25 protein-coding genes are annotated in these 24567 nt (G+C 39.8%); 3 read left to right on the plus strand and 22 right to left on the minus strand.

Going from position 1 to position 24567, the window contains the following annotated elements; translation table 11 throughout:
* Positions 1-76 precede the first annotated feature (76 nt).
* Together OMU_RS20265 and OMU_RS20270 are read right to left on the minus strand one after the other, a co-directional pair.
* Positions 77-628 carry a YbhB/YbcL family Raf kinase inhibitor-like protein gene (locus OMU_RS20265; RefSeq protein ID WP_016181730.1) on the minus strand — a complete coding sequence of 184 codons (552 nt, stop codon included), beginning with the start codon at positions 626-628 and terminating at the stop codon, positions 77-79.
* A 17-nt stretch (positions 629-645) separates the two neighbouring features.
* A complete protein-coding gene (locus tag OMU_RS20270; protein ID WP_016181731.1) occupies positions 646-1239 on the minus strand; it encodes a Crp/Fnr family transcriptional regulator in 594 nt (197 codons plus the stop codon).
* Between the two features lie 228 nt (positions 1240-1467).
* Here OMU_RS20270 and OMU_RS20275 point away from each other — a divergent pair, with 228 nt between their 5' ends.
* On the plus strand, positions 1468-2307 hold the full coding sequence (locus OMU_RS20275) for an aldo/keto reductase (RefSeq protein ID WP_016181732.1): 840 nt from the start codon (positions 1468-1470) through the stop codon (positions 2305-2307).
* Positions 2308-2360: 53 nt separating this feature from the next.
* Here OMU_RS20275 and OMU_RS20280 read toward each other — a convergent pair whose 3' ends face one another.
* The 13 genes from OMU_RS20280 to OMU_RS20335 form a co-directional block, all read right to left on the minus strand.
* A complete protein-coding gene (locus OMU_RS20280; RefSeq protein WP_016181733.1) occupies positions 2361-2954 on the minus strand; it encodes a class I SAM-dependent methyltransferase in 594 nt (197 codons plus the stop codon).
* 78 nt (positions 2955-3032) lie between these two features.
* On the minus strand, positions 3033-3422 hold the full coding sequence (locus tag OMU_RS20285; RefSeq protein WP_016181734.1) for an RrF2 family transcriptional regulator: 390 nt from the start codon (positions 3420-3422) through the stop codon (positions 3033-3035).
* A gap of 137 nt (positions 3423-3559) precedes the next feature.
* The gene (locus tag OMU_RS23215) at positions 3560-3664 is read right to left on the minus strand and encodes a putative metal homeostasis protein (protein ID WP_016181735.1); all 105 of its coding nucleotides are present in this window, start codon (positions 3662-3664) and stop codon (positions 3560-3562) included.
* Positions 3665-3679: 15 nt separating this feature from the next.
* A complete protein-coding gene (locus tag OMU_RS20290) occupies positions 3680-5203 on the minus strand; it encodes a metal ABC transporter solute-binding protein, Zn/Mn family (protein ID WP_016181736.1) in 1524 nt (507 codons plus the stop codon).
* A 336-nt stretch (positions 5204-5539) separates the two neighbouring features.
* Positions 5540-7324 carry an ABC transporter ATP-binding protein gene (locus OMU_RS20295; protein ID WP_016181737.1) on the minus strand — a complete coding sequence of 595 codons (1785 nt, stop codon included), beginning with the start codon at positions 7322-7324 and terminating at the stop codon, positions 5540-5542.
* Positions 7317-9083, minus strand: coding sequence for an ABC transporter ATP-binding protein (locus tag OMU_RS20300; protein ID WP_016181738.1), 1767 nt, complete (start codon positions 9081-9083; stop codon positions 7317-7319). Before OMU_RS20300 ends, OMU_RS20295 begins: the two co-directional genes overlap by 8 nt.
* A gap of 130 nt (positions 9084-9213) precedes the next feature.
* A complete protein-coding gene (locus OMU_RS20305) occupies positions 9214-9648 on the minus strand; it encodes a MarR family winged helix-turn-helix transcriptional regulator (RefSeq protein WP_016181739.1) in 435 nt (144 codons plus the stop codon).
* Between the two features lie 59 nt (positions 9649-9707).
* Entirely contained in the window at positions 9708-10049 is a 342-nt protein-coding gene (locus OMU_RS20310) for a hypothetical protein (RefSeq protein WP_016181740.1), read from the minus strand.
* A 133-nt stretch (positions 10050-10182) separates the two neighbouring features.
* Complete coding sequence (locus OMU_RS20315; RefSeq protein ID WP_016181741.1) at positions 10183-11562, minus strand: MATE family efflux transporter; 1380 nt, start codon at positions 11560-11562, stop codon at positions 10183-10185.
* Positions 11563-12000 carry a MarR family winged helix-turn-helix transcriptional regulator gene (locus OMU_RS20320; RefSeq protein WP_016181742.1) on the minus strand — a complete coding sequence of 146 codons (438 nt, stop codon included), beginning with the start codon at positions 11998-12000 and terminating at the stop codon, positions 11563-11565. It abuts the gene before it with no gap.
* 934 nt (positions 12001-12934) lie between these two features.
* Positions 12935-14212 (minus strand): L-lactate MFS transporter, encoded by a 1278-nt coding sequence (locus tag OMU_RS20325; protein ID WP_016181743.1) that lies wholly within the window; start codon positions 14210-14212, stop codon positions 12935-12937.
* A 385-nt stretch (positions 14213-14597) separates the two neighbouring features.
* Positions 14598-15029 carry an effector binding domain-containing protein gene (locus tag OMU_RS20330; RefSeq protein ID WP_016181744.1) on the minus strand — a complete coding sequence of 144 codons (432 nt, stop codon included), beginning with the start codon at positions 15027-15029 and terminating at the stop codon, positions 14598-14600.
* A gap of 135 nt (positions 15030-15164) precedes the next feature.
* Positions 15165-15695 (minus strand): helix-turn-helix domain-containing protein, encoded by a 531-nt coding sequence (locus OMU_RS20335; protein WP_016181745.1) that lies wholly within the window; start codon positions 15693-15695, stop codon positions 15165-15167.
* A 204-nt stretch (positions 15696-15899) separates the two neighbouring features.
* Here OMU_RS20335 and OMU_RS20340 point away from each other — a divergent pair, with 204 nt between their 5' ends.
* Both OMU_RS20340 and OMU_RS20345 read left to right on the plus strand, forming a co-directional pair.
* Positions 15900-16352, plus strand: coding sequence for a LytTR family DNA-binding domain-containing protein (locus OMU_RS20340; RefSeq protein ID WP_016181746.1), 453 nt, complete (start codon positions 15900-15902; stop codon positions 16350-16352).
* The gene (locus OMU_RS20345) at positions 16337-16747 is read left to right on the plus strand and encodes a hypothetical protein (RefSeq protein WP_016181747.1); all 411 of its coding nucleotides are present in this window, start codon (positions 16337-16339) and stop codon (positions 16745-16747) included. Before OMU_RS20340 ends, OMU_RS20345 begins: the two co-directional genes overlap by 16 nt.
* 45 nt (positions 16748-16792) lie before the next feature.
* On the opposite strand, the gene OMU_RS20350 is transcribed toward OMU_RS20345, so the two are convergent.
* The 7 genes from OMU_RS20350 to phnW form a co-directional block, all read right to left on the minus strand.
* Positions 16793-17113 carry a DsrE/DsrF/TusD sulfur relay family protein gene (locus OMU_RS20350; protein ID WP_016181748.1) on the minus strand — a complete coding sequence of 107 codons (321 nt, stop codon included), beginning with the start codon at positions 17111-17113 and terminating at the stop codon, positions 16793-16795.
* A gap of 162 nt (positions 17114-17275) precedes the next feature.
* Positions 17276-18367 carry a coiled-coil domain-containing protein gene (locus tag OMU_RS20355; protein ID WP_016181749.1) on the minus strand — a complete coding sequence of 364 codons (1092 nt, stop codon included), beginning with the start codon at positions 18365-18367 and terminating at the stop codon, positions 17276-17278.
* A gap of 18 nt (positions 18368-18385) precedes the next feature.
* Positions 18386-19129, minus strand: a complete 744-nt coding sequence (locus OMU_RS20360) for a hypothetical protein (protein WP_016181750.1) — start codon at positions 19127-19129, stop codon at positions 18386-18388.
* Positions 19130-19147: 18 nt separating this feature from the next.
* Positions 19148-19714 (minus strand): signal peptidase I, encoded by a 567-nt coding sequence (gene lepB / locus OMU_RS20365; protein ID WP_016181751.1) that lies wholly within the window; start codon positions 19712-19714, stop codon positions 19148-19150.
* A 16-nt stretch (positions 19715-19730) separates the two neighbouring features.
* Positions 19731-21944, minus strand: a complete 2214-nt coding sequence (locus tag OMU_RS20370; RefSeq protein ID WP_016181752.1) for a glucosaminidase domain-containing protein — start codon at positions 21942-21944, stop codon at positions 19731-19733.
* A 718-nt stretch (positions 21945-22662) separates the two neighbouring features.
* Positions 22663-23478 (minus strand): phosphonoacetaldehyde hydrolase, encoded by an 816-nt coding sequence (gene phnX / locus OMU_RS20375; RefSeq protein ID WP_016181753.1) that lies wholly within the window; start codon positions 23476-23478, stop codon positions 22663-22665.
* A complete protein-coding gene (gene phnW, locus OMU_RS20380; protein WP_016181754.1) occupies positions 23468-24562 on the minus strand; it encodes a 2-aminoethylphosphonate--pyruvate transaminase in 1095 nt (364 codons plus the stop codon). Before phnW ends, phnX begins: the two co-directional genes overlap by 11 nt.
* Positions 24563-24567 lie beyond the last annotated feature (5 nt).

A 24567-nucleotide genomic window follows, 5' to 3' on the forward strand; every position in this document is an offset into this window, starting at 1 on the left:
TTTCTCTCCTCTACCTTTTTTTATTCTCTTGCTTTCATCTTACCTTTTACCGCTTCGCTGATGCAAATCAGACCGCTTACTTTCCATATTCTCCTACCAAATAACCATATTGTAGAATGTGACCCTCCATTGCAGTCAATAGTTCTTTTTTCTTAGAAGATGCAAGTAAATCCAACTTTTTATCCAAGGCAAAGACATGATATTTGTATCGATGCCTGCCAAATGGCGGCTTGGGTCCGCGATAGCGATGTTTCCCATAGCCCATTCCTTGCACAGCATTATTCAACGCAGCTACTTGTTCTCCTTGCGGTATTTCCGCTGGAATCGTATCCATCACCGGAAGATTCCAAATCAGCCAATGATTATAAACTCCGGCTAGGGGATGATCAATGTCATCCATAATTATCGCTAAAGAAACAGCTCGTTCATCCAGCTCAGAAAGATGCAGTTCCGGAGAACTATCCTTTCCATTTCCAGTGTAATCAACCGGAATCGTGCCATTCGCTTTAAATGCCGGACTTGTTACCGTCAATTTAGGAACATTTTCAATTACAAAATCCTTTTGACGAATAACCGCCAAAAGGATCACTACTAAAATAAGTAATACAATAAGGATACTTACTAGCATTTTTCGGCTCCTTCTCATTAATTTTCTTCCCTTAACGTCCGCCGAATCCGACTCAAAGATACTGGCGTCACACCAATGTAAGAAGCAATATGAGCATGACTGACGCGCTGATCAATATCTGGAATCTCAGCCTTCATTTTCACATAGCGTTCCGTGGCGCTTTCCGTTAATAAGGCCGTCTCTCGGACTAATTTAACGCGCAGAGTTTCTTCCAGAATGCCGATATAAACTTGGCTCAATGAAGAAGCTTCCAGCATCAGCTTTTGAACCTGCGCATAATCAAAACATACCAATCGACACGGTTCTACTGCCTCGAAATTACACATGACTCGTCCGCTAAACACCACATGCTGCGTGCTGAAAACCTGTCCTGTTTCTAAAAACTGATGGGTTATATCATTGCCCTGATAATCCAAATAATACTTGCGGATCAACCCATTCACTAATACATAGAGCTTATTTTCCTCATCGCCAGCCGCCACAATTAAGTCCCCAGCAGGAAAATCCACAAACTCTCCTAAATCAATTAACTGTCCAAGAATCTCTTCCTCAATCGGAATTTTGGCATACCATTTCACCAAGTTCTTGATAATCTGCTCAATTTCCTTCATCGGCCGCTCCTTCGCTTTTTATTTATTGTAACGAAGGAGGAAAGCTCTGTCATTAACATAGGATAAGTGATTGAATTTGTTGTAAAGCTATAAAAATTTTTTAACCCAACTTATCCCATTCCTGTACAAAAGTTACTAATTAGTAACTATAGAACTTTAAAGTACGTACTATACAGAAATAAACTTGCCAAATATACTAGCTTCAGGAAACGATAAGGAGGCTTTCACATGATTCATTCATTATCAGATAAAGTAACATTTAACAACGGAACAAAAATTCCCGGATTAGGTTTAGGCGTTTTTCAAATTCCTGACGAAGATACCCCTGAGGTCGTTAAAAATGGGATCATCAATGGCTATCGATTAATCGATACCGCTCAAATTTATGGAAATGAAGTTGGAACAGGAATCGGTATCAAAGAAGGCTTGGCCGCAACAGGACTAAGCCGCGAAGAGTTATTTGTCACATCAAAGGTTTGGAACAATCATTTAACCTATGACGAAACAATCAAAGCTTTCGAAGAAACACTGAACCGCTTAGCTTTAGATTATCTCGATCTATACTTGATCCATTGGCCAGGCAAAAATGCCTTCAAAGAATCTTGGCAGGCTTTAGAAGACTTATATGCAGCTGGAAAGATCAAAGCGATCGGTGTCAGCAATTTTGAAATCCATCATTTAGAAGAATTGCTGTCCTTCGCAAAAATCGTTCCCGTAGTCAATCAAGTAGAGTTGCATCCAAAATTAACCCAACAACCACTTCGGGATTTCTGTAAAAAGCATGACATTAAAATCCAAGCATGGTCTCCATTGATGCAAGGAAAGATTCTAAATGAGTCAGTCGTTAAAGCGATTGCTGAAAAGCATCAAAAAACACCTGCCCAAATCGTCCTACGCTGGGATATCCAGCAAGATATCTTGCTCGTTGTAAAATCCGTGCATGAACAACGGATGCAAAGCAATGCGGATATCTTTGATTTTGCATTGGATACCATCGATATGGAACGCTTAAACAAACTGAATGAAGCCTTGCGGAGCGGTCCAGATCCGGATGTATTTGATTTTTAATAGACAAAAGCTGCTTCAAGCTCGTAATTTTCGAGTTTGGAACAGCTTTTGACTTATTTTTTACCTACAATGAATAAATACATTCCTTCTGCTGGTACTAATTGTTGGATAATCGGCAATTGCAGTTTTTCCAAACTTTCCTTCATTACATGTGACGGAATTCGATGCCCACCATTGGCATGCATAGTTTCTGATTCAAACTCTAAAATAACAAACTGTCCATCCGGCTTAATAATGCGCGCCAACTCCTTCAACGCCTCCTCAAACGGATGAACCTCATGAATCATCACCGAAACGAGCGCAATATCGACTGAGCTGTCTGGCAAGTCGATTGCTTTAATATCACCACTCATACTTGTGATATTTGTCAGCCGTGCGTTTCTTGCTCGTTCTTGGATCAATTCCAGCATTTTTTGTGATTGGTCAAAAGCGATCACCTTTTCGGCCTGTTTTGCTAACGGTAGGGTCAAAAATCCCGTTCCAGCCCCGCCATCAAAGACCGTTTTCCCAGCTAGTTCTGGCAAATAACCGATGATTGCTTCAGCTGACAATTGCTGCTTGCGCTTTTCACTATCTAAAGCTGCGACAATTCGTTTGAAATTTTCTTCATTGTCTAAATTATGGTGTTCGTGAGTATGGTGTGACATTTTCATCATCCTTTTCCATTTTATATTATAGATATTTTATATCGCTAATTATTCTAAAAATGAAGCATTAAACTTCATTTAAAGCGCAGATAGCTGGCTGAGCTTCATCGAGTCAAAATATTCCCACATTTTATCTTCACCCTCGTTGATAACTTTACTGATTGGACAACTATGCTGATTGTTAGCCAAACAGCTGACTTCATCGGGAAAGCCATCGATTGCATGAATGACATCCAAAAAAGAAATTTCCACTGAATTCTTTTTTAAACGATAACCGCCTTTTACCCCTGAAACCGATGAAATCAAATTTGCCTTTGCTAATTGGGTTAAAATTTTTGATAAATAGGAAGGTGAAACCTCAAACTTATCCGCTAAGTCATGAATACTCAAATTACTATCTATCTGATCCTTTTGAGCAAAATAGACCATGACATGCAGTCCCATATTTGCGGCTTTGGTAAACTTCATAACATTTCCCTCCATTTCTTATTAGAGATATTATTTATCTATAATATATATTTAAAATAAATTTGTCAACTACTATCCAAAGAAAGTCCTATAGGAAAAATCTACCCTCTTCGAAATCAGACGGCAGATTTTTTTCTTTATTTTCTTTTCGCTTCTTTAATGATTTTCAACGCACGTTTACGCGTTTTGATATTAGGACTTTTCAAACGGCGATAGGCACTTGCTAGATCAGCCTTCTCCATTATTTCTACCTCCGTTTAATGCGCCAGCATTTCCTGTGCAATTTCCTGACCTGTCATGTTTACTGGATAATAGGTTGGCCAGTTATCGAGCTCTTCGTATAAGGCTTTTTGACTTTCTCCACCAAAATAAATATGGAAATGAGCCGCTTTTTCTGGTGCGATCCCGTGATCACTGAATTGAACATACTTGTAGTTTCCAGCATTCGGATCATCGGTTTCAAAAGTGAAACGAACACCACGATTGCCTTTTTCATACGTCAAAATTTCATATCCAGCATACTTATAGGTATATTTGTGATGTTTCCCGTTAACGATGAAATCCATCTGCTTACCAGTAATCTTGATTTCATCAACATCGGTTTTATACCCAGTTTTGTAGTATTCTTTATATTCTGCTGCTGTTTTATCTTTCTTCAGTTTGGCTTTGTAATCAAAAACTTGATCTAATGTACCTTTTTCCAATAACGGATAAACGGATTGCCATTCACCGGAATAATCAGATAACTTTCGGTCTTTTACTTGAGAATCTTTGAAATAGCCGTTATAGATTGTCTGCTCCGCCGCAGTTTCCTTTTCAGTCTTTATTTCTTTACCCGCAACATCCGTAGTTTTCTTTAATGCCTTCAAATTTTCTTTCATGACCGATACGTAGTTTTCACCTGCATCCATCTGTTTCTTAGTTAAGCTTTCCAGCGGATTGAGCACCTCCAACTGAACGTTTGTTTCATCAGCAAGTGTTTGTGCGGCTTTTCCTTGATTATTATTTTCGAAATAAATATAGTTGATCCCGTTATCTTCGACGTAGTGTTTCAGCTCCGCAATACGTGAAGGGTCGGGTTCTTGATCTGTATTGATCCCCGAAATTCCAACCTGATTCAAACCGTAGTCTAAAGCTAGATAGCTAAATGCAGTATGCTGTGTGACAAAATTCTTTTGCTTCGCCTCTTTAAGTGTATCTGTATAGTTTTTATCTAGGTCTTCAAGCTTTGCTAAATAGTTTTTAGCGTTTGTCTCAAAAATCGCTTTTTTCTCCGGATACAGTTTGATTAACTGATTTTTGATCGAAGTCACTTCTTTGATCGCTTGATGCGGCGATAACCATGTATGTGGATCTAACTCATGATGATGACCTTCTTCATGACTGTGATCATGTTCTTCCTCACCACCTGGTAGCAACAGCATTTCCTTGGTGCCTTCAATGACATTCGGTTTCCCTTTCTTCCAAGAGTCGATTGCACTTGGTACCCAGGTTTCCATATTCTCATTGTGATAAACAAACGCATCCGCTTCTGTAATCTTTGCCATGTCTTTGGCGGATGGTTCATAATCATGGGGCTCCGTTCCGGCGGGTATCAACAAAGAAACTTCTCCTACATCACCAACGATATTTTTAGTAAAATCATACATTGGGTAAAAAGTTGCGACAATTTTTAACTGCTTCTCTTTATTTTTAGACTCCGCTTGACTAGCTTCTTTGCAGGCGGCTAAACCGACAAGCGCAAGTAGACTGATCAGTAGAATCCCTAATTTCTTTTTCATTTCAGACCTCTTTCTCTCGTTTAAATTTTTCTCATTGACTATTTAAATAAAAAACACACTTCACCTCTATTCCATTATTTGGATCGAAACCCTTCAAAAGAATCTTAAAAGAATTAGGTCCCTTTCCTTGCTAACCATCCTCGCTGGACCATTACAATTTGCGGATCACAAATCGTAACGATTACGATTCGACAACGATACTTTATCATCCAGTCAAAATAGTGTCAAGATAAAATAACATGAAATTTTATTCATGTGAATGGAGAATCATTTTTCAACGAACGGATGCAAAAAAAAAAAGCGATTAAAATCAAACGATTTTAATCACTGTCTTCTTTATGCTAGTTGCTCTTTTTCAAACTGACTATTATACAAATCGGCATAAAAACCTTTTTGCGCCATCAGTTCTTCGTGATTTCCTTGTTCAATGATATTTCCTTCTTTCATTACCAGAATCAGATCCGCATTGCGGATCGTTGATAAGCGATGGGCAATCACAAAGGAAGTCCGATTACTCATCAATTTGTCCATTGCGGCTTGAATTAATTCTTCTGTTCGCGTATCAACAGAGCTAGTAGCTTCATCTAGAATCAACATCGGAGCATCCTTGATAAGGGCTCGGGCAATCGTCATTAATTGTTTTTGTCCTACCGACAAACTAACACTATCATCCAAATACGTATCATAGCCTTTTGGAAGTGTTCGAATAAAATGATCGATCCCGACTGCCTTACAGGCATCAATAACTGTGTCATCAGCAACATGCTGTTGATTATAAATCAAATTTTCTTTGATCGTTCCTTCAAACATCCATGTATCTTGCAGTACCATACAAAATTGATCATGCACTTCTTCTCTAGTCATGTCTTTCGTAGAGACCCCATCGATCTTGATTACTCCGCGATTTGTCTCGTAAAATCGCATCAGCAGATTAACGATTGTTGTCTTCCCAGCACCGGTCGGTCCAACGATGGCGATTTTTTGTCCTGCTTTGGCATCTACACTAAAATTATGAATGATTGTTTGGTCTTTATTGTAACCAAAGCTGACATTTTCAAAACGAACATTTCCTTCCGCATTTTTTAAATGAGAAATTTTTTCTGACTCATCGGCTAATTCATCTTCCTCTAAAAATTCAAACACCCGATTCATTGCGGCCCCTGCCGACTGTAAGTTTGAAAAGGCTTGAGCTAACTGGGACAACGGTTGTGAAAATAAACGAATATAAACGGTAAAGGCGACGATGACTCCCAGTGTGATATCGCCTCTCAAAGCCAAAACGGCTCCGACAACACAGACAGCCACGTACCCAAAGTTACCGATGAAGCCCATTAATGGCTGCATGATACCTGAAAGAAATTGAGCCTTCCAAACACTACCATAAAAATTCCGGTTCATTTCCTCGAACTCAGTTTTTATATCCTTTGTGGCACTGTACGCATTAATAACTTGTTGTCCAGAGTAAGCTTCTTCAGCAAAGCCATTTATCTCAGCCAATTTTTGCTGTTGCTGATTAAAATGGACTTGAGATTTTGCCATAATAACCGCCATCAGCACGAAGCCCAATAAAACAGCAACGACTGAAGTGATCGTTAACAGCAAATTTGTCCGAAACATCATGACTAAACAACCGATAAACAAGGTGATGGATGGAAACAATGTACTTAAGCTTTGATTTAACGACTGACTAACTGTATCCAAGTCATTCGTCACCCGGCTCAAGGTATCTCCTTGACTATGGGAATCAAAATAGTTCAATGGAACTGCATTGATTTTTTCAGATATCTGACGTCGCATTTGTTTAGAAAAACGTTGCGTGACAGTCGCTACAATGAATCCTTGAAAGTAGGAAAGAATTGACCCGATCCCATATAAAATGACCAATCCTAGACCAAGCTGACTGATTCGCGTGAGATTGATTGAACCACCTAAGCCTTGTGTAATCAAATCAGTGATTTCACTTAATCGATTCGGTCCAACGATTTGAGTGATACTGCCAATTGTCGCAAATACGATCGCCACGAGCAGCGGCCATTTATATTGGTTCAGAGCTTTAAAAACATTGTCTCTCAATGGATGTTCCTTCACCGGTGTGTGAGCATTTTCTAAAGTATTATCCATGTGCTAATTCCTCCTTCGACAGCTGAGAATACGCAATCTCTTGATAGACTGCATTTGATTCCAGTAATTCTTCATGGGTCCCCTGCCCAATGATATGTCCTTCATCTAAAACGATGATTTGATCGGCATCCATGATAGTGCTGATGCGTTGCGCCACAATAAGTTTAGTGGTGTCTGCCAATTTTTCTTTTAAAACTTCTCGTAATTTTTTATCCGTCTTATAATCCAGTGCCGAGAAGGAATCATCAAATAGTAAGATTTCTGGTTTACGGGCGATCACTCGCGCAATTGCCAGACGCTGCTTTTGGCCTCCTGAAAAATTACTACCATTTTGCGCAACGTGACTATTCAATTTGTCTTCCTTTTCATTCACAAAATCACTAGCTTGTGCGATTGACAAGGCTTCTTCCATCTTTTTTTCATCTAACGGAGCATTGCTGCTGATTCCAAAGTCTAGGTTCGATTGGATCGTCCCGCTGAATAAAACAGGTTTTTGCGGAATATATCCGACAATGTCATTCAAATTCACATGGCTATAAGTATTGATCGGTTGCCCGTCAATTGAGATCGTGCCTTCACTGGTTTCATAAAAGCGCGGAATCAAATTCAAGATCGTACTTTTTCCGCTCCCGGTTGAACCGATAAATGCCACAGTGTCTCCTTGTTCTGCTTTAAAATTGATGTCATGAACGACTGGCTCAGAAGCATCTGGGTAACGGAAGGTCACATGATCAAACTCAACAGTCCCTTTAATATCTGGCTGCTTTTTCTCGCCCTCATTCGGAAATTCAACAGAGGATTCCTTATCTAAAACCTCATTGATCCGTTTGGCCGAAATCGTTGCCCGTGGCAAAATCATGAAGATCATCGACATCAAAACAAAACTCATGACCACCTGCATCGCATAGGAAGAAAACACGATCATATCACTGAACAAGGTCAGCTTCGCCATCCCCGTTGCTTGCTGAATCATATACGCGCCGATCCAATAAACTGCTAGTGTTAAACCGCTAGAGATCAAGCTCATACCAGGGCTCATCAAAGCCATCACTCGGCCAGCAAACAAATTCGTCGAAGTTAGCTCTTGATTTGCCTCTTCAAATTTTTCTTCCTGATAACCTTCAGCATTGTACGCACGTACCACTCGTAGTCCGGTTAAATTTTCTCGTGTGATACTATTTACCTTATCTGTCAATTGCTGGACTTTTCGGAATCTTGGCTGCACAAGTGTTAGGATGACTGACAACATGATTAATAAGATCAGAACGGCTACGCCGGTAGTTGTCGTCCACTGCCAATTCTTGCCAGCGATTTTCAAAATCGCCCAAACTGCTGTGATCGGTCCCTTGATCAGCAATTGCAATCCCATCGCAACCACCTGTTGAATTTGCGTTAAATCATTCGTCGTCCGTGTGGTCAAGCTAGGGATCGAAAATTGCTGAATCTCATGCGTAGAATAATCCATCACCTTGCCAAACATGTCTTGGCGTACCCGGCAAGTTAAACTCGCCGCAATTTTGGCAGCGAACAAACCGACGATGGATGAAAAAACAAAGCTCATTAAAGATAATAAGACCATCCAGCCGCCTGGTTTTAAGATTTCACTGATAGCGGTATTCGGAGTTTGAAGCAGCGTCGTAATTTGCGACATATAATCTGGTACCTTTAAGTCCATCCATACTTGTCCAAGGATGAATAGGACACTCGCTAGTACCAGTAGTCTTTCTTTCGTATTTGTTCTTTTTATTAGTTGTACCATAGGGAACCTCCTTGTTCGATTCTCGTCGTACATCCGTCTGGAAAGGATGTAAAAACGGATAGTGACATCTTTTAAAATTAGCATGCTAACCATTTGCGAAAAATGAAATCTGACCGCTTCAACGGTCAGATTAGAGATGGGATTTCAAATTTTGTTTGAATTTTTCCATCGTTGCGGAAAACTGAGTCAGTTCTTCATCAGAAATACCTTGTTTCAAAATGTTTTCGATATTTTCGATTTGTTGCTCTACTTCGATCGTCGTCTGAATTGCCTTTTCCGTCACGATCAAGCGCTTCAACCGTTTATCCTTTTGAGAAGGCGCGGTGGTCAAAAAACCATTTTTGATCATGCGATCCACTAGATTACTGGCGGTTGGCTTCCGAATCGATAATTTTTCTTCCAAATCTTTTTGATAAATTTCTTTGTCGCGATTGTGAACTAAATAGCCCAAAGCAAAGCCTTGAGGCCCTCTAATATGTCCACCGTTGCTCATTTTTTCAATATATCTGGCAATTAGCAATGATAGTTCTCTAACCTCAAAACCAATTGATTCGGACTGACTCATGGGACTCTCTCCTTAAATAGTTATCATGCTAACTATTTTAAATTGTTTTTTATTTTTTGTCAACCTATCTTGTGCCTTCTTTTAAAAATTATTGTTAACGCATCACTGATTAAGGCACAAAGAAAGCAAGCGATGGTTGCGATAAGTACTTTTTTATCGGCAGAAATGTCACTTAATTTAAAGAACAAATACAGAATCAAGGATGACCCCGTCAAAATTCCGCCAAATAAACGATTGGAAAACTGCCAGATTCGTTTGCCATATTTCAAAAAAGCAATGCCGCGAAAACCGATCCCGCCAGTATAGCCCTGTGAACTAACAAGCAGGACAACCAAACCTAAAACAGTTAATAATAAAAGAACCGTCTCTACCTCCGTTTTTTCAATGATTCCCACGATCATTATTTTTCAGCCCCCTGATTTTTATATAAAGTTCTTCTTTTAAAATACATTATAGATTATCGACTTACAAAATACAGCAAATAAAAAGAGCAATCAAACTGATCAGAATCAATTTGATTACCCTTTTTACTAATTATTCTGCCTCATACTCTAAATCAGACACCGCCGATTCTTCCTTGCTAAGGCGTCTGATACCAATCGTATAAAGAATTCCCGTCAAAAGCGCTGCGCTTGCATCAGCAAAAGGTGCCGCATGCAGCAAGCCATCCATTCCCCAAGTGTTTGAAAAAAGTAAAATTGCTGGAATTAATAAAATAATTTGACGAGTCAATGTTAAGAAAATAGCCGACCGGGTTCTTCCTGTGGCCTGAAAGAAATTCGAAGCGACAATTTGGAAGCCGATAACTGGCAAACACAAAAACCATGTTTGCAAGGCCTTCGTTCCAAACGTCAGAAGTTCAGGCTCATTATTGAATAGCCTCACCAACTGTTCTGGCATGATCCTCGTTGCTAACCAACCAATACACACAATCGTCGTAGCGACCGTGATCGCATATTTTTGCGCTTCTTTTACCCGACCAAATTTTTTTGCCCCATAATTAAAACTAACGATCGGCTGTGCACCTTGAATAAGTCCAGTGATCGGCATCAATAGAATCGTTTGAATACTGTTGACGATTCCCATTCCAGATACCGCAATATCTCCGCCGTAGGTCAATAACGACATATTCAAAACGACGTTCAAAATGCTATTTCCCAACTGCAACAGAAAACTAGGCATTCCCAAAGTAGTGATGCGCACAGCGACACGCCCTTTGATTCGCATATTCTTAAGTCGAATCTGATGATGGCTGCGTTTACTAAGTAGATAACTTAAAATCCAAACCATTGAAATAAACTGTGACAAGATTGTAGCTAACGCCGCGCCTGCCATCCCCATATCAAAAACATAGATAAAGACTGGATCAAGAATGATATTGACGCCTGCGCCCATAAACATCGTGATCATGGCTAATTTAGGTTGTCCATCTGCTCGTAAAAAGTTATTCATACCAATACTAACAATCTGAAAAACAGCCCCTGAAAAAATAATCCGCATATAACTGATGGCATAAGGAAGAACGCTATTACTAGCTCCAAAAGTCGTCAGCATTTGAGATAAAAACAGATGCCCCATCAGCATAAATAGGAGCCCGCTAATTATCAGTAAAGAAAAGGCATTTCCCATTGCACGCTCAGCTTCCTCTGTTTTTCCGGCACCTAGCTTCATAGAAAAAAGCGTCGCACCCCCGACACCAAATAAAATACCAATCGATAATAAAATAATCATAATCGGAAATCCGATTGTGATTCCCGCCAAACCATTTGCTCCCAAGCCAGGTGCATGACCGATATAGATCCGATCAACTACGTTGTACAACGCATTGACTACCATTCCAATGATTGCTGGAATAGAAAATTGCATTAATAGCTTGGGAATTTTTTCTGTCCCTAACGGATTCGCTGCTTCCATTTAATTTCCTCCCTTTAAATCATGTTGTTCGGTTTTCTCGACCATCTCCTCTAATAATTCAAAAAGCAGATTACGCTTAGATTCATCCATTCCCTCTAGCATGATCTTATTCCAACCAACAAATTTTTCGACCATCGCTTCTCGCATATCCAGACCCTTTTGTGTCATAGAAATTTTATTGCAGCGTTTGTCCTTTTCATCCTTTTCCTTTGTAACCAGACCCTTTTTAATCAGTGATTGAACCGTCCGAGCCGTCAGTGCCTTATCTACTTGCAAGTAAGTGCTGATTTCCTCCTGAGTCACTGCGTTATGCCGATAAAGATACATCAGGATCGGCTGTTCTGCCGTAGTAATGTTCAACGGCTTCATCGCCGCATTCAAATAAATTTGATTTTTTCGATACAAAATCGAAATCAACCGTCCGACACTTCGTTTCATAATACCCTCCGATTCTTTTAAAAAACAATAGTTGACTACTCAACTAATTTACCAAGAATTAGTTGAGTAGTCAACTATTGTTCAAAAAGAAATTTTAATAAATATGAAAAGCGAGCTTTTCCCGTGTTACACCTGTAATTGGCAGTTGGTAAACATGTAATGGATTCATTTTCGCCACATATGCGATTTGACTAAATCTCTTGTTCTTTTTTGATAAAAGCTACATCTACAGCTCACCCCTTAACAAACTGCAAAAAGCCAAACTCGCAGCTAGTTCGTATTAATGGACTAACTTTTTCAAAAAGCGAAAAAGTTAATCTTATTCTCACTGCGCATACGATTTGGCTGAACTACTTGTTCAGTTTTTGATAAAAAACGACATCTTCATCTCAAACTTTATATGCTGCGAAAAGCCAAACTCGCAACTAGCTCAATAGAACGGTAAACATTTTTCGAAATACGCGAAAAATGCTCTTAGTTTCGTACGCATACGATTTGGCTAAACTACTTGTTCAGTTTTTGATAAAAAACTACATCTTCATCTCAAACTTTATATGCTGCAAAAAGCCAAACTCGCAGCTAGCTCAATAGAATGATAAGCATTTTTCGAAATACGCGAAAAATGCTCTTAGTTTCGTACGCATACGATTTGGCTAGACCGCTTGTTCTTTTTTTGGTAAAAAACGACATCCTCGTCTCAAGCTTTATAAACTGCAAAAAGCCAAACTCGCAACTAGTTCATATTAATGGATTAACTTTTTCAAAAAGCGAAAAAGTTAGTCTTGTTCTCACTGCGCATACGATTTGGCTAAACTACTTGTTCAGTTTTTGATAAAAAACGACATCTTCATCTCAAACTTTATATACTGCGAAAAGCCAAACTCGCAAAAAAGCGATTAAAACCAGCTGGTCTTAATCGCCTTGAATAGATTCTTTATGCACGCTCAGTATTCGAGCTTTTTGGTGTCTTATCACCCGTTGATTTCGCTAAACCTTTAATTGATCCGCGAATGATCATGGAAGCTGCAAAACCAACCAATGCTAAAACAGCGAATATTCGCAAAACATTCGTATATGAATGGAACATTTCAGTGATCTTCCCTAAAAAAATCGGACCGAACATCCCAGCCGCTGCCCAGGCAGTTAAGATATACCCGTGAATCGCACCGACTTCCTTTGAACCAAAGACATCGCCAATATATGCAGGGACAATCGAAAAGCCTGCACCATAACAAGTCATCAACAAACAGATCAATGCGGCAAACAGCAATGGCGAGCTTACTACTGATAAACTTAACAACACAACAATATCAATCACAAAAAGAATCGTGAAGACATTCTTACGTCCCAAGACATCTGAGATCAAGGCCCAAACCAACCGGCCGCACCCATTGAATACACCCATCACACCGACCATCGTAGCCGCCATGCCAGCAGTCATTCCGGTAATTTCTTGGGCCATTGGTGAAGCTTCTGAAACAAGCGAGATTCCGCAAGTAATATTTAAAAATAGCATAAACCATAATAGCCAAAAGGTTTTTGTTTTAATCGCTTGATTGGCGGTCAGTTGCACGCCGCGATATTGAATTTTCACTTCTTCTTTTGGATTGGGCGCTTCAAAGCCTTCTGGCGTCCAGCCAACTGGCGGTTTTTCCAAATACCGTGAAGCGGTGAACATCACTAAGAAATACGCAATCCCTAAAATATAAAAAGTCGAAGGAACACCGACACGCACCATCAACTGTTGGGCGATCGGTCCAGTGATCATAGAAGCAAAACCAAATCCCATGATGGCAAGTCCAGTAGCCAAGCCCTTTCTATCTGGGAACCATCGGATCATGGTTGATACTGGTGTAACATACCCAGCTCCTAAACCGATTCCGCCAATAATCCCATAAGTCAGATACAACATTGGCAGCGAATGACTAGAAACCGCAAAGCCAGTCGAGATAATTCCCAAACCGAATAAAATCGAGGCGACCGTTCCTGTCTTTCTTGGGCCAAATTTTTCTACAAATTTCCCCATAAATGCCGCTGATGTTCCTAAACAGAAAATCGCTAAACTAAATGCAAAAGAGATTGATGATTTATCCCACCCGGTCATCTCTTTAATTGGTTCCTTGAATACGCTCCACGCGTATGCTGAACCGATAGATAGATGAATCGCTACGCCTGACAAAGCGATCAGCCATCTATTTTTTTCCCTGCGCATCTTTTTTCCTCCTATTTTCCGCTGATTTATGTGTTTGAGTGTGACAAAAAATAGATAACAAACGTTATCTTTTTTTGTTTGAAAAATATTTATTTTTAGCACTCAATAAACACGAGTATACGCTCTCATTTCGTTAAATTCAACTAATTTTTTTATATATTCCGAATATTGAGATTGTGTTAAAAAAAAGAATTCTATTTAATTTCTGTATGTATCTATCCCTATACAGATAAATGCTCTTATAAAATAAAATTCTTCACATTCCTCGCCTATTTCCGCTTTAATAAATTTGACTCTTTCTTCACTTTTTAACCTTGAAAAAAAGACTATCAATCGAATTTCCCTTGATAGTCCCTAGACTCAGAATAAATCCCTTTTCTCACTCTTACTTCTTCATTTTTTGAATAGGTACATAAAATAATACCTTACCTACGCCTGTGTACTCTTCTAAATTAAAATTTCCGGCAATTTGAAAATCTTCACTTTGAGCCAATTCACCGTAGCTGCGACCGATCAGTTGATCCAACTCTACTTGGTCTTTATAGTTTAGGTTAAAACAGGCATACGTTCCCGCAGGCAATTCAAACTCAGATGGACGAGTTTCTGTGATTTCGGTATTTCCAATCAGATAACATTGTTCACCATCGATAACTGCGTTTACAGCTAACAGATTCTCTTCAACCTTTGAGGCATATTCTTCTTTTGACCGCATCTTCTGTTTACTCATTTCTGCCAATCCATTCGCAGAATTCGGCGCATTCAAAGTTGTAATCCAACCGTAAACTGTCACGGCCTCTCTTTCAACAGTCTTAAACATGACTAGATTCCTTCTCTCTTTGAAGTTCTTTCCATTTTTCGCTAAAAAAACAGGGAGTCATCCGTTACACGCTAAATATATAGTCCTAACCTAGTCAATGCAATAAAGATGCCTGTAGAAACCAACATCGTCTGTTTAAAAATGAATATAGCCCAGCGCAGCCAGGATCAAGAGTGTTGTGCATAAAATTATGAGAAACAACGTAACCAGCAAAAACATACTAACAGTGTTTTTAACCGAAGGAGTCATTACATCCTTCAGGTTTTTAAAGTGGATCACACATACCCAGCCCATAGCGATCGTTAACGACAGCTGAATCGGAATGATTCCAACCAGACTTCCGCCATTGATCGCTGCTACAAATCCAACAAATGAAAAAAGTAGCAGCGCAACTGCACAAATTACAGAAAATAAACCCACTTGAATCGACTGCAACAGCTTTGCCTCTTGCTTTATCTTAGCCATATACTTCACATCCCCTTTCATCAAATAATCAAGAGAAACTTCATAATAATCACTGATGGCAACTAGCGTTGGAATGTCGGGATAATTTTTCTCATTCTCCCAATTCGAAATCGTTTGGCGTGTCACGTGAAAAATTTTTGCCGCCTCTTGCTGTGTAAGTCCCCGCTCTTTTCTTTGCGCTTTTAAAATCTTAGCGATCATGATGATTTCTCCTTCCTAACTTGATGATAGGATTTCTAACTAAATTATACTAGAAAGCACCACTTACTTATTGTTTTTGTGACGCAAGAACTATTTGACATTGCCAATTTTTGCAACAAACTTCTCTTTTCCTGCAACAAACGAAAAAAAGATTCTTTCTGCTGACAATCCTTGCTATGCTTAAGTCACAGAAGGGGGAAACATATGAACATCAACTTTACCTGGGTGAAAGAAAAAGCCTTAAACGAAATTGACATTTTTGCGAATCCTGAAAACAGGGCCAAACTTGAACGTCTTGAAAAACAGCTGCAACAAGAACAGGAAATTGTGGCAATTGATCCCAAAAATAACCGTTCAATCAAATTACCGCTAGACCAAATAGTCTCTTTTGAAACTATGGGGCATTTAGTCAACGTTCATTTAATCAATCAGCAGAACTATCTCATGCAAAAACGGCTTAAGAAATTGGTTACTTTAGAGAGTCAAAATTTTTATCGCATTAATAATTCGCAGATTTTAAATCTAAACTGTGTTCAATCCTTCCAATTAGGAGAGCACGCGCGTTTAGAAGTTCACACCAAAACAGATTCTACTTATATTGTCAGTCGTCACTATGCCAAGAAAATCAAGGAGGAACTATCATGTTCAAACAATTAAAAAATAATTTCTTTCAAGCAGGCTTCGGATCATTTATTTGGATCACTATTCTTTGCTCACTCACGGATTTCTCTTCAAAAATTCCTTTTCATTATATCTGGAATCTCGTTGGAATCAGCGTTCTAATCGGCCTTTTATTCGGGATCGTCTATCCTTTTTTATGGAACTATTCGACCTTTAAAGCTTCAATCAATGTTGTCATCTGTACAGTGTTAAATACGCTTTGCGCTTATACAGGCGTGTATCTTTATTCGACTCAGATGTTTGACCTGATCCGACCGTTCTTTATCGCCGTATTGCTGCTTACATTGATTCTGCATATCATCACCTTTTATTTCTACTCAAAACACGATAATAAAAAAATGGCCGCAGCATTAAACAATCTGAATGATTAAAAAAATCCCTGACTTTGTTTTCAAGTCAGGGATTTTTCTATGCTTTTAAAATGTTACGATCTTATCCGCCCACTCCACCATTTCAACACAATCAAACATCGTTGAAATTGGACAGGAGGTTTGATCCTCTAATTGTCGAGATTTGAGGCAAGTGCCGCAAGCCAATAGCTCGCCGCCTTGCTCTTCCAACTTCTGCATTTCCGCTGGCACATTGTATTGATCGTCTTCAATACTTTCAACTTCCACGGCTTCCCCCATAAGGAAAAATTTCACCTGATGCCCTTTCTTCAAAGCCGCTACACCAAATCGAAAAGCGTTCCAAGCTTTCTCATGCTCTTTGGTTTCCAAAATAATCGCTAATTTCATTTCATCCGCTCCTTTAGTCTTATAGTTTATACAGTGGATATTTCTACCCCAATCACTTTAAAGTATAGCCTTAAAAAAAACTGAAAACAATCCGCTTTTTACTATAAAAATAAAAGGTACCAGCACACGCTGATACCTTCATTCTTTTAACTTATGAATAGATTAGTCTAGAATTTTCGTTACATCTTCTTGCATTTTTCCTTGCGCAAGGATATTTACTCGAGTTTGCAACTCTTCATACATTGAAGCAACCGACTGACGAGACTCGTTTACTTCTTCAGAAATCTCTTTGGCTTGCTCGTTGATCATCGCCAACTCTTTCTTCGCTTCTTCTATAATCCGATATGCTTCCATCTTGGATTTTTCTACCATGCGATTGGCTTGTTTTCGTGCTGAAATCAACACTTCACCGATTTCCTGCTGTGCTGAAACTGCTTCTTGTTTTAATTGTTCATTTTCTGCACGAAGCTCGGCAACTTTTTCTCTTAGATCTAGGAGTTCTTTTTCTTGAAGCTCTTTCGCTTCTTGTTCTTCCGCCATTTGGTCCATCGCTTGGTCTTTTTCAACGATTACCTTATCTAATTGAGAATATTCTTCGTCTTTCTCATTGATCTCTGCAATCAATTCATCGATCTGGCCTTCCAATTGATGGATTTTTTCTAGTCGTTGGATTTCTTCATCTTTTTGCTGGGCAACTAGCGCTTGATGTTCTTCGTGAATTTCCTCCAACTCCTGTTCTACAGTAGCTAAATGGGCTACCGAATCCTTTAATTTTTCATTTTCTGCTAGAGCTTGTTCCAACTGCTGTCTCAACTGATCCAATTCTTGTGTCTCTTTCAGTCGTTGAACTTCTTGACGCGCTCGTTGGACCTCTGCTTCTAAATCTTGGATTTGGCGGCGATTTTGGGCCTTTTCTTCTCCCATCCTTAATACAGATTGACGATAATTCTCGTTTTCTTTGGTTAACTGCTGAGTTTGTGCCGACATTTCCTTTTTATATTTCTGTAAAACTTGTTCCTTTTCAAAAATCAAACGTTTTAACTCTTTGATTTCTTCCGCTTGCTTTTCTGGAGTCTCTGGAATTGTGTTATCAGAAACCATCTTCAAAGCGGGAGCAGGCTTCGCCTGTGTTTGCGCCTGCGCTGCCGGCGGGGTTTGCTCCTCGTTTTCAACTCTCTCTTCTGGAACAGAATTGATCTCATCGATAATGTTCTTGTTGAAAAACCATCCGCTCTTTTTTTGTTGTGCTACCATTTTTTTCCCTTCTTTCCGTTAGTCTTCTTCTTGAATCATTAAAAATTTATCTTCTCCATTCTCACGAGAGAAAGTACAGCTATAATCTTGTTTCTGCTTCTCCCCATCCCTTACATTTAGCTGGAAGGTGATCTGTGTTAGATTGGATATCCCCTCTGCTTCAGCAGCAAAGGCTGTGATATTGTCTTTAATTTGTTGACGATTGTCTTCACTGGTCAAGTCACCAGCCAAGGCAATATTCAACGTTTGAGTCGGTATATCTAAGACGATCAATGTCGTCGGTAACCCAAAGTAAGGACTGAGTTTGCTGGAAAGATCACTCTCCATTGCGTATTGATTTTCACGACTATCATCAGAAAATAATTCGTCCCACGCATAATCCTGCAAGCCGATTCCCTCTTGCGGGTACTCTTTGACAGGCAGCTTATTGACTAATTTCTTTTGTTCCTTTTTCATTACTTGGACATCATCTTTCAGTGTATTGTTCTGCTCATTCATCGCATACAGCTGATTTTGTACCTGAAACAGGCTGTATGTGCTTAGAAGCATTCCCACTGCGAGACAGAAGATTACGAATAATAACGCCGATACATGCTTTGATTGTTGAATTTGCTTAACATAATCCAACTTCCGCTGAAAAGTCGCCGATGCATCTCTTGGTGGCTTAATCATCTGCAATCGAACGTTGATAACCATTCGATATAACCACACTAGGAGCACTAAAATGATGAGCCCTACACAAATCCAGTTAATGATTATCACGTATTTTCCCCTTTTCTTTTAGTATTCCAATTTAGCGAGATGAACCGCTGGAAAACGGAATTGGACAGTTCCTTCGATTGACTTTCGATGGACAAAACCAAACGATCGGCTGTCCTTAGAAACATCTACATGATCGCCAATAACGAAGTAAACATCTTCTGGAATTTTGTTTAACGTTTGAAATTCATCTGCTACAGTTGGTGACAACTGATACGTATTCGTTGTTTCAAAATCACCTTGTTCTCCGAGATCTAAAACCATTCGGCCATTTCGAACAAACATACTGTCACCTGGTAAACCAATCACCCGTTTGACAAACATCCCCTCTTCCTTATCCATTGAAAAAGCAATAATATCGTAACGTTGAACTTGAACATTTTTTTTAACGAGAACTTGATCCTTTTCCGTCAACGTCGGAATCATCGAAGTACCTGAAATCGTGTGGACACTATAGTGTTTTTTTAATTGTCCTCTCATAACAAGCAGCATCGTTACAGATAGAATGATGAGAAGACCAGCAGTTAATAGTAAGGCCCTCCTGTCATTCGACGGATCCTCTGCGTGCCCGTGTCGCTTATTTGCCATGAGTGATGGCACCCCTTTATTTTGCTTTAATATAAGTAACCAAATCTGATTTCGCTAAGTTCGAATCAATGACTCGATATGAAATCACCGTTCCTCCATAAACATTGCCTTCTGAGATCAAAATTCCCTCTGGTCGAACCACTTCAACAAAAGCAACATGTCCATAACGCGGGTCTGAGCCAGCTGTGCCTGGTGTAAAGGAAATCAACCAGCCAGCTTTTGGTTCGCGGCTGACTTCATAGCCTAATGCTTTTCCTTTGGTTCCCCATTCACCGCCGTTTCCCATAAAGTCATCGACGCTCTTGCCTAATTGTTTCACGCGGTTAAAGGCGTACCAAGTACATTGCCCGACTGGGTACGAACCGGAGGTATTGTAATTGACCCCGTTATAATCCGGGTAGCGCATCATCGTTCGGTATTCTTCAGGAATCTCATCTTTTCCCTTAATGAAAATCCCTGAAGACTGATCAACTTTGACACGATCGTATTGTGTCAGGTTGTAGACAGCAATAATCGAGTTTAGCTTTCTATTATAAGAAGTATCCGTAGCATACTTTCCAGTTAAGGCCTGTGTCGATCGTAAATAATTCTTTGCGGTAGAGCGCCACGTATCTTTATAGTATCCGTCATTACCAGAGATTCCGCCGCGTAATAATTGAACATAGTCTCCTAATGAAGCGGCATAATTAGGATACTTTCGAAAAGCCGAATTAATCGAATACAGCTCGCCATTCCCACGGTCCTCTTGAGTCGCCATTGAAACGGCCTGACCTTGATAAGTTCCCTTTACACCGAATAGATTATAATTTGGCGGCAATGACAAACTGCTCGTTCCAGAACCACTTTCTAATAAAGCCTGTGCGATCATCACTGATGCAAAGACGTCATATTCTTGTCCCAGCTTACGTGCATCCTCCGCGATGGTTGAAATAAAATTCTTCGCTCCTTCATTTTCAGTAAAATTAATAGAAGCGGGATATTCTGCCAAGATTGTTTGTCCATATTCAGTCAATTCAACGGTTGGCAAAGCTTGAACCAATAGGTCTTCATCAATACTCATTGGTTGAAGAACGACCTGTCGTTGTTTTTCCTTTTTATCTGACTCTTCATTCTCAGCCTTCTCCGTATCAGTCTCTGTGCCGTCATCCTTCGCAGTTTCCGTTGCTTCATCAGAATCATCGATTTCAACATCTTCCACTGTCAGATAATACTCTTTTCCAATATAGACACCGACTAATTCAAGCTGGTCGTTTTTCTTTTGATAGAGCAGACTGCCGACACTGATTTCTTCGCTTGCTTGTTCTGGAGTGCCTGTGATCTCAATCGCAAACAAATCGCTATAAAGCTTAGCGGTTAATTGTTCCACATTAAAATCCTTCGCCTGTTCCGTCCCAAGCTTTTTAATACCGTCATAAATCAAAGCGGCCTGTGCTTTGTTTTCAAAGCTTGACAGCAAGGGTAGTTCATAACCTTTTAAATCGGATTGTGCAACTTCAGATGTCTTCAACTCACTTGGAAGCTGTAAAGTACTCGTCTCTGAAAAAGCAGCTGGCGGCTGTTGAATAGCATCAGTATTTGTTTGAACCTTAGGCTCACTTGGAGCCGGAGGTGCCGGGGCTGGACTTGGAACTGGTCCCGGCGTAGACGGTGTACTAGGCTGCGGCTGTTCCTGACCAGAACTTGACGGTGTCGTTGAAGAACTGCTGGTCGTTCCTGTTGAACTACTAGTAGTTGAGCTAGTCGATCCACTAGGTACACTGCTGCTGGAAGACGATGACTCACTTGGTGTAGTAGTTGAACTGGACGTACTAGAGGTCTGGCTCGTCGAACTCTGACTTGTCGAACTCTCACTAGATGTACCACTACTTGTGGAACTTTCACTAGTTGAACTATCGCTTTTCGGTGGATCTACTGTGCTGCTTTGTGTAGGCATTTCTGGTATGGTATCTGTCGGTGCAGGTTCTGCCGGCTGCTGTTCCACAGGAGTCTCTGGTACAGCAGATACTTCCGATGCTGGTGCAGCTGGCGCTGGTGTTTCAGTATTCGGCTCCGATGCTTTCGGTACGGATTCAGGTTCAACCGGTAGAACGGTAGAACTTTCAGGAACTGTCGTCTCTACGACAGAGGATTCTTGAAGTAAATTATCCGCTTTTAGTGCCCCACTTTGCAGACTAGCAACTCCCCAACAAACTACTGCTACCCCACAAATTACCATAACAATCTTTTTCATGAACATTTCCCCTTCTTTCTATCTCAAATCAAGCTAAGTATTTAATAAAATACTAGGGGCAACCAATGAATGGAAAAAAATCAAGGATGCTGAAAATAATCCGCATCCTTGATTCATTCTTCAATAATGATGCATCCACTTAAATTTTCCAATGAATGCTAATCATCTGCCGCCGCTCATCGCTAAACCTTTAAATAGCAACTTGATAAGTCACACTATTTCACTGACTCGCGGCACTTTAGCTTCTCCTCGCATAAGGAGAGAAGCTAATCAACATGATCCATGATTGAGTGCTTATCAACCTTCAGCATGCTGTCAGTAATAAAATTACAATGACCGGATCTTTATATGTATTTTTTATTTTTTGTATGAACTTTTATGAGTGTTATCGTTTGCTAGTAATTTGCATCAAATCCCTTGCATTAACACCATAAAAAAGCGAGAACTCCTTCATTGTACGCACCATTGGTTACACATATTATTCTACCCGCATTTATAAGGAATGTCTCAGCCATTTTTGAAATATAAAATTTAATTTTTGGATAAAAATAAGGAATTTGGGTTTTTGAATTCGCTTACAAATTTGTAATAGCCTAAATCTAGCTAAATATGAAATTATTAAGAATAGCAAAACAGAAAAAATCTTTTTTTGTTTTTTCTTTTTATTTTTTGAATAAATAAAGAAATATCGACTTTTAAAGCCGATATTTCTCTTCGCCTACGCTGATTCTCGCTTTTTTGTTTGTAATTTTGGAATCGTTGAATGCTCCTGCAAAAGCTCAGCTAATTCCAGTAGATTTTTAATACAAAGATCCGCCCCATGCTGATAAAAGATTTCCGCTGTTTGTTGGTTCAACCGTTCCATTTCTTCTTTTGAGAGCTGTTTGTACTCCTCTAAAGAAAGTCCCATCACTGAGCTTCCCTCAGTGACAGCGATACTCAAGACCCCTGCGTTTTTTCCTTCTTGAATATCAGCGATTGTATCTCCTACTTTAATCACTTCTTCCATCGAATGGTTTTGAAAATGGCGCATATTCTCAAAAATCATGAATGGATATGGCCGCCCCAATGAATCAACCTCATCTGGTGTTACGACATAATCAGGACGATAACCTTCCATCGTGGCCGTGTTTAATACAACAGCCATCATTTCTTTGGTATAGCCAGTCGTAGAGCCAATATTATAGCCTAATTGCTTAATTTTTTTCATCGCCTGCTTGGTTTCCGGTTTTAAATGACTGTTCTCTGCGAGATCTGCAAACAAGTATTTCTCAAAATCCTGATAGATACTTAGCACATCTTTCTCTTCAGAAAGACGTCCATAAAGCTCAAACCATTGCTTTTTTACTTGCTCAAGCGAAAGCAGCTGTTTGATATGCTCAATTTTAAGCATCCCCATCGGTTTTCTGATTTCTTCATTGGAAAGCTCGATGTTCTTATTTCTAAATGCTTTTTTGAAAGCATGAACCGGTGCCATACAGCCGAAATCGACTGTTGTCCCAGCCCAGTCTAAAATAATTGTTTTAACTGACATATGCTACCTCCGAGTAATTTTCAATTACTTTGACTAACTGATCAATATCTTCTGGATAAATCTCACCGATATTTCCAATGCGGAAACAATCGACGGAACTTATTTTTCCTGGATAGATCACAAAGCCATTTTGTTTCAAATGCTGATAAAAATGGTCGAAGTTAAAGGCACTCTGCTTGGGATATAAAAATGAAGTGATAAATGGCCCTTGATGCTGCTTGATGAAGGGCTGATAGCCCAATTCACTCATTTTTTGCCGTAGCAGTCGATTATTTGTTAAATAGCGCATATAGCGTTGGTAGATTCCGCCTTCTGCATCTAGCTCTTTTAAAGCTTGATGAAAGGCTAAAACCGTGTGGGTGGGTGAAGTAAAGCGCCACTTGCCGTCCTTTTCCATCGTTTCATACTGATCATAAAGATCTAAAGACACCGTTCGTGAAAACTCTGTACGTTGCTCAAGCTGTGCCCGTTTGGCCAACGTAAAGGAAAAGCCTGGTACTCCTTGAATACATTTGTTCGAGCTTGAGACTAGAAAATCGATGGACAATGCCGTAACATCAATTGGAATTCCCCCAAAGCTAGACATTGCGTCCACGATAAACAGCAGCTCATTGTCTTTGGCAAGTGCAGCAATTTCTTCTAACTCATTTAAAATACCAGAAGTCGTCTCACTGTGAACCATCGCAAGCGCAGAAATGGTTGGATCATTCACGAGAATGCTTTTTATGTCCGTTGCTTGCGGAATTTCATCTTCTGCGACTTCATAAACGCTGTAAGCCAAATGATGCCGTTCGCACATGCTGACCATTCGACGCCCGTAAGCGCCATTCACACAAACGAGCACATGATCCGTCGGTCCGATCACCGAGCTTAGAACTGATTCCACACCAAATGATCCGCTTCCCTGCATTAAGATCGTCGTATATTCTACTGGGGAGGCACCTGCTAAAGACAATAGCTTTTGTCGAATTTCCTGAGTAATCGTTTTATATTCTTCATCCCATGTACAATGATCCACCATCATTGCTTGCTTAACCGTCTGAGTCGTCGTTAACGGTCCGGGTGTCAATAATTTGTAGTCCATGCTAA

This window comes from Enterococcus avium ATCC 14025 (assembly GCF_000406965.1).
Classification (GTDB): Bacteria; Bacillota; Bacilli; order Lactobacillales; family Enterococcaceae; genus Enterococcus_A; species Enterococcus_A avium.

Bases quoted from the DNA above. Each gene is read 5' to 3' on its own strand.
- phnX (WP_016181753.1), bottom strand. From the start codon at position 23,478: ATGTCAGTTAAAACAATTATTTTAGACTGGGCTGGGACAACAGTCGAT.
- lepB (WP_016181751.1), bottom strand. From the start codon at position 19,714: ATGGCAAATAAGCGACACGGGCACGCAGAGGATCCGTCGAATGACAGG.
- OMU_RS20290 (WP_016181736.1), bottom strand. From the start codon at position 5,203: ATGAAAAAGAAATTAGGGATTCTACTGATCAGTCTACTTGCGCTTGTC.
- OMU_RS20315 (WP_016181741.1), bottom strand. From the start codon at position 11,562: ATGGAAGCAGCGAATCCGTTAGGGACAGAAAAAATTCCCAAGCTATTA.
- OMU_RS20285 (WP_016181734.1), bottom strand. From the start codon at position 3,422: ATGAAGTTTACCAAAGCCGCAAATATGGGACTGCATGTCATGGTCTAT.
- OMU_RS20310 (WP_016181740.1), bottom strand. From the start codon at position 10,049: ATGATCGTGGGAATCATTGAAAAAACGGAGGTAGAGACGGTTCTTTTA.
- OMU_RS20275 (WP_016181732.1), top strand. From the start codon at position 1,468: ATGATTCATTCATTATCAGATAAAGTAACATTTAACAACGGAACAAAA.
- OMU_RS20300 (WP_016181738.1), bottom strand. From the start codon at position 9,083: ATGGTACAACTAATAAAAAGAACAAATACGAAAGAAAGACTACTGGTA.
- OMU_RS23215 (WP_016181735.1), bottom strand. From the start codon at position 3,664: ATGGAGAAGGCTGATCTAGCAAGTGCCTATCGCCGTTTGAAAAGTCCT.
- OMU_RS20305 (WP_016181739.1), bottom strand. From the start codon at position 9,648: ATGAGTCAGTCCGAATCAATTGGTTTTGAGGTTAGAGAACTATCATTG.
- OMU_RS20340 (WP_016181746.1), top strand. From the start codon at position 15,900: ATGAACATCAACTTTACCTGGGTGAAAGAAAAAGCCTTAAACGAAATT.
- OMU_RS20335 (WP_016181745.1), bottom strand. From the start codon at position 15,695: ATGATCGCTAAGATTTTAAAAGCGCAAAGAAAAGAGCGGGGACTTACA.
- OMU_RS20345 (WP_016181747.1), top strand. From the start codon at position 16,337: ATGTTCAAACAATTAAAAAATAATTTCTTTCAAGCAGGCTTCGGATCA.
- OMU_RS20330 (WP_016181744.1), bottom strand. From the start codon at position 15,029: ATGTTTAAGACTGTTGAAAGAGAGGCCGTGACAGTTTACGGTTGGATT.
- phnW (WP_016181754.1), bottom strand. From the start codon at position 24,562: ATGGACTACAAATTATTGACACCCGGACCGTTAACGACGACTCAGACG.
- OMU_RS20370 (WP_016181752.1), bottom strand. From the start codon at position 21,944: ATGAAAAAGATTGTTATGGTAATTTGTGGGGTAGCAGTAGTTTGTTGG.
- OMU_RS20295 (WP_016181737.1), bottom strand. From the start codon at position 7,324: ATGGATAATACTTTAGAAAATGCTCACACACCGGTGAAGGAACATCCA.
- OMU_RS20355 (WP_016181749.1), bottom strand. From the start codon at position 18,367: ATGGTAGCACAACAAAAAAAGAGCGGATGGTTTTTCAACAAGAACATT.
- OMU_RS20270 (WP_016181731.1), bottom strand. From the start codon at position 1,239: ATGAAGGAAATTGAGCAGATTATCAAGAACTTGGTGAAATGGTATGCC.
- OMU_RS20350 (WP_016181748.1), bottom strand. From the start codon at position 17,113: ATGAAATTAGCGATTATTTTGGAAACCAAAGAGCATGAGAAAGCTTGG.
- OMU_RS20280 (WP_016181733.1), bottom strand. From the start codon at position 2,954: ATGTCACACCATACTCACGAACACCATAATTTAGACAATGAAGAAAAT.
- OMU_RS20325 (WP_016181743.1), bottom strand. From the start codon at position 14,212: ATGCGCAGGGAAAAAAATAGATGGCTGATCGCTTTGTCAGGCGTAGCG.
- OMU_RS20320 (WP_016181742.1), bottom strand. From the start codon at position 12,000: ATGAAACGAAGTGTCGGACGGTTGATTTCGATTTTGTATCGAAAAAAT.
- OMU_RS20265 (WP_016181730.1), bottom strand. From the start codon at position 628: ATGCTAGTAAGTATCCTTATTGTATTACTTATTTTAGTAGTGATCCTT.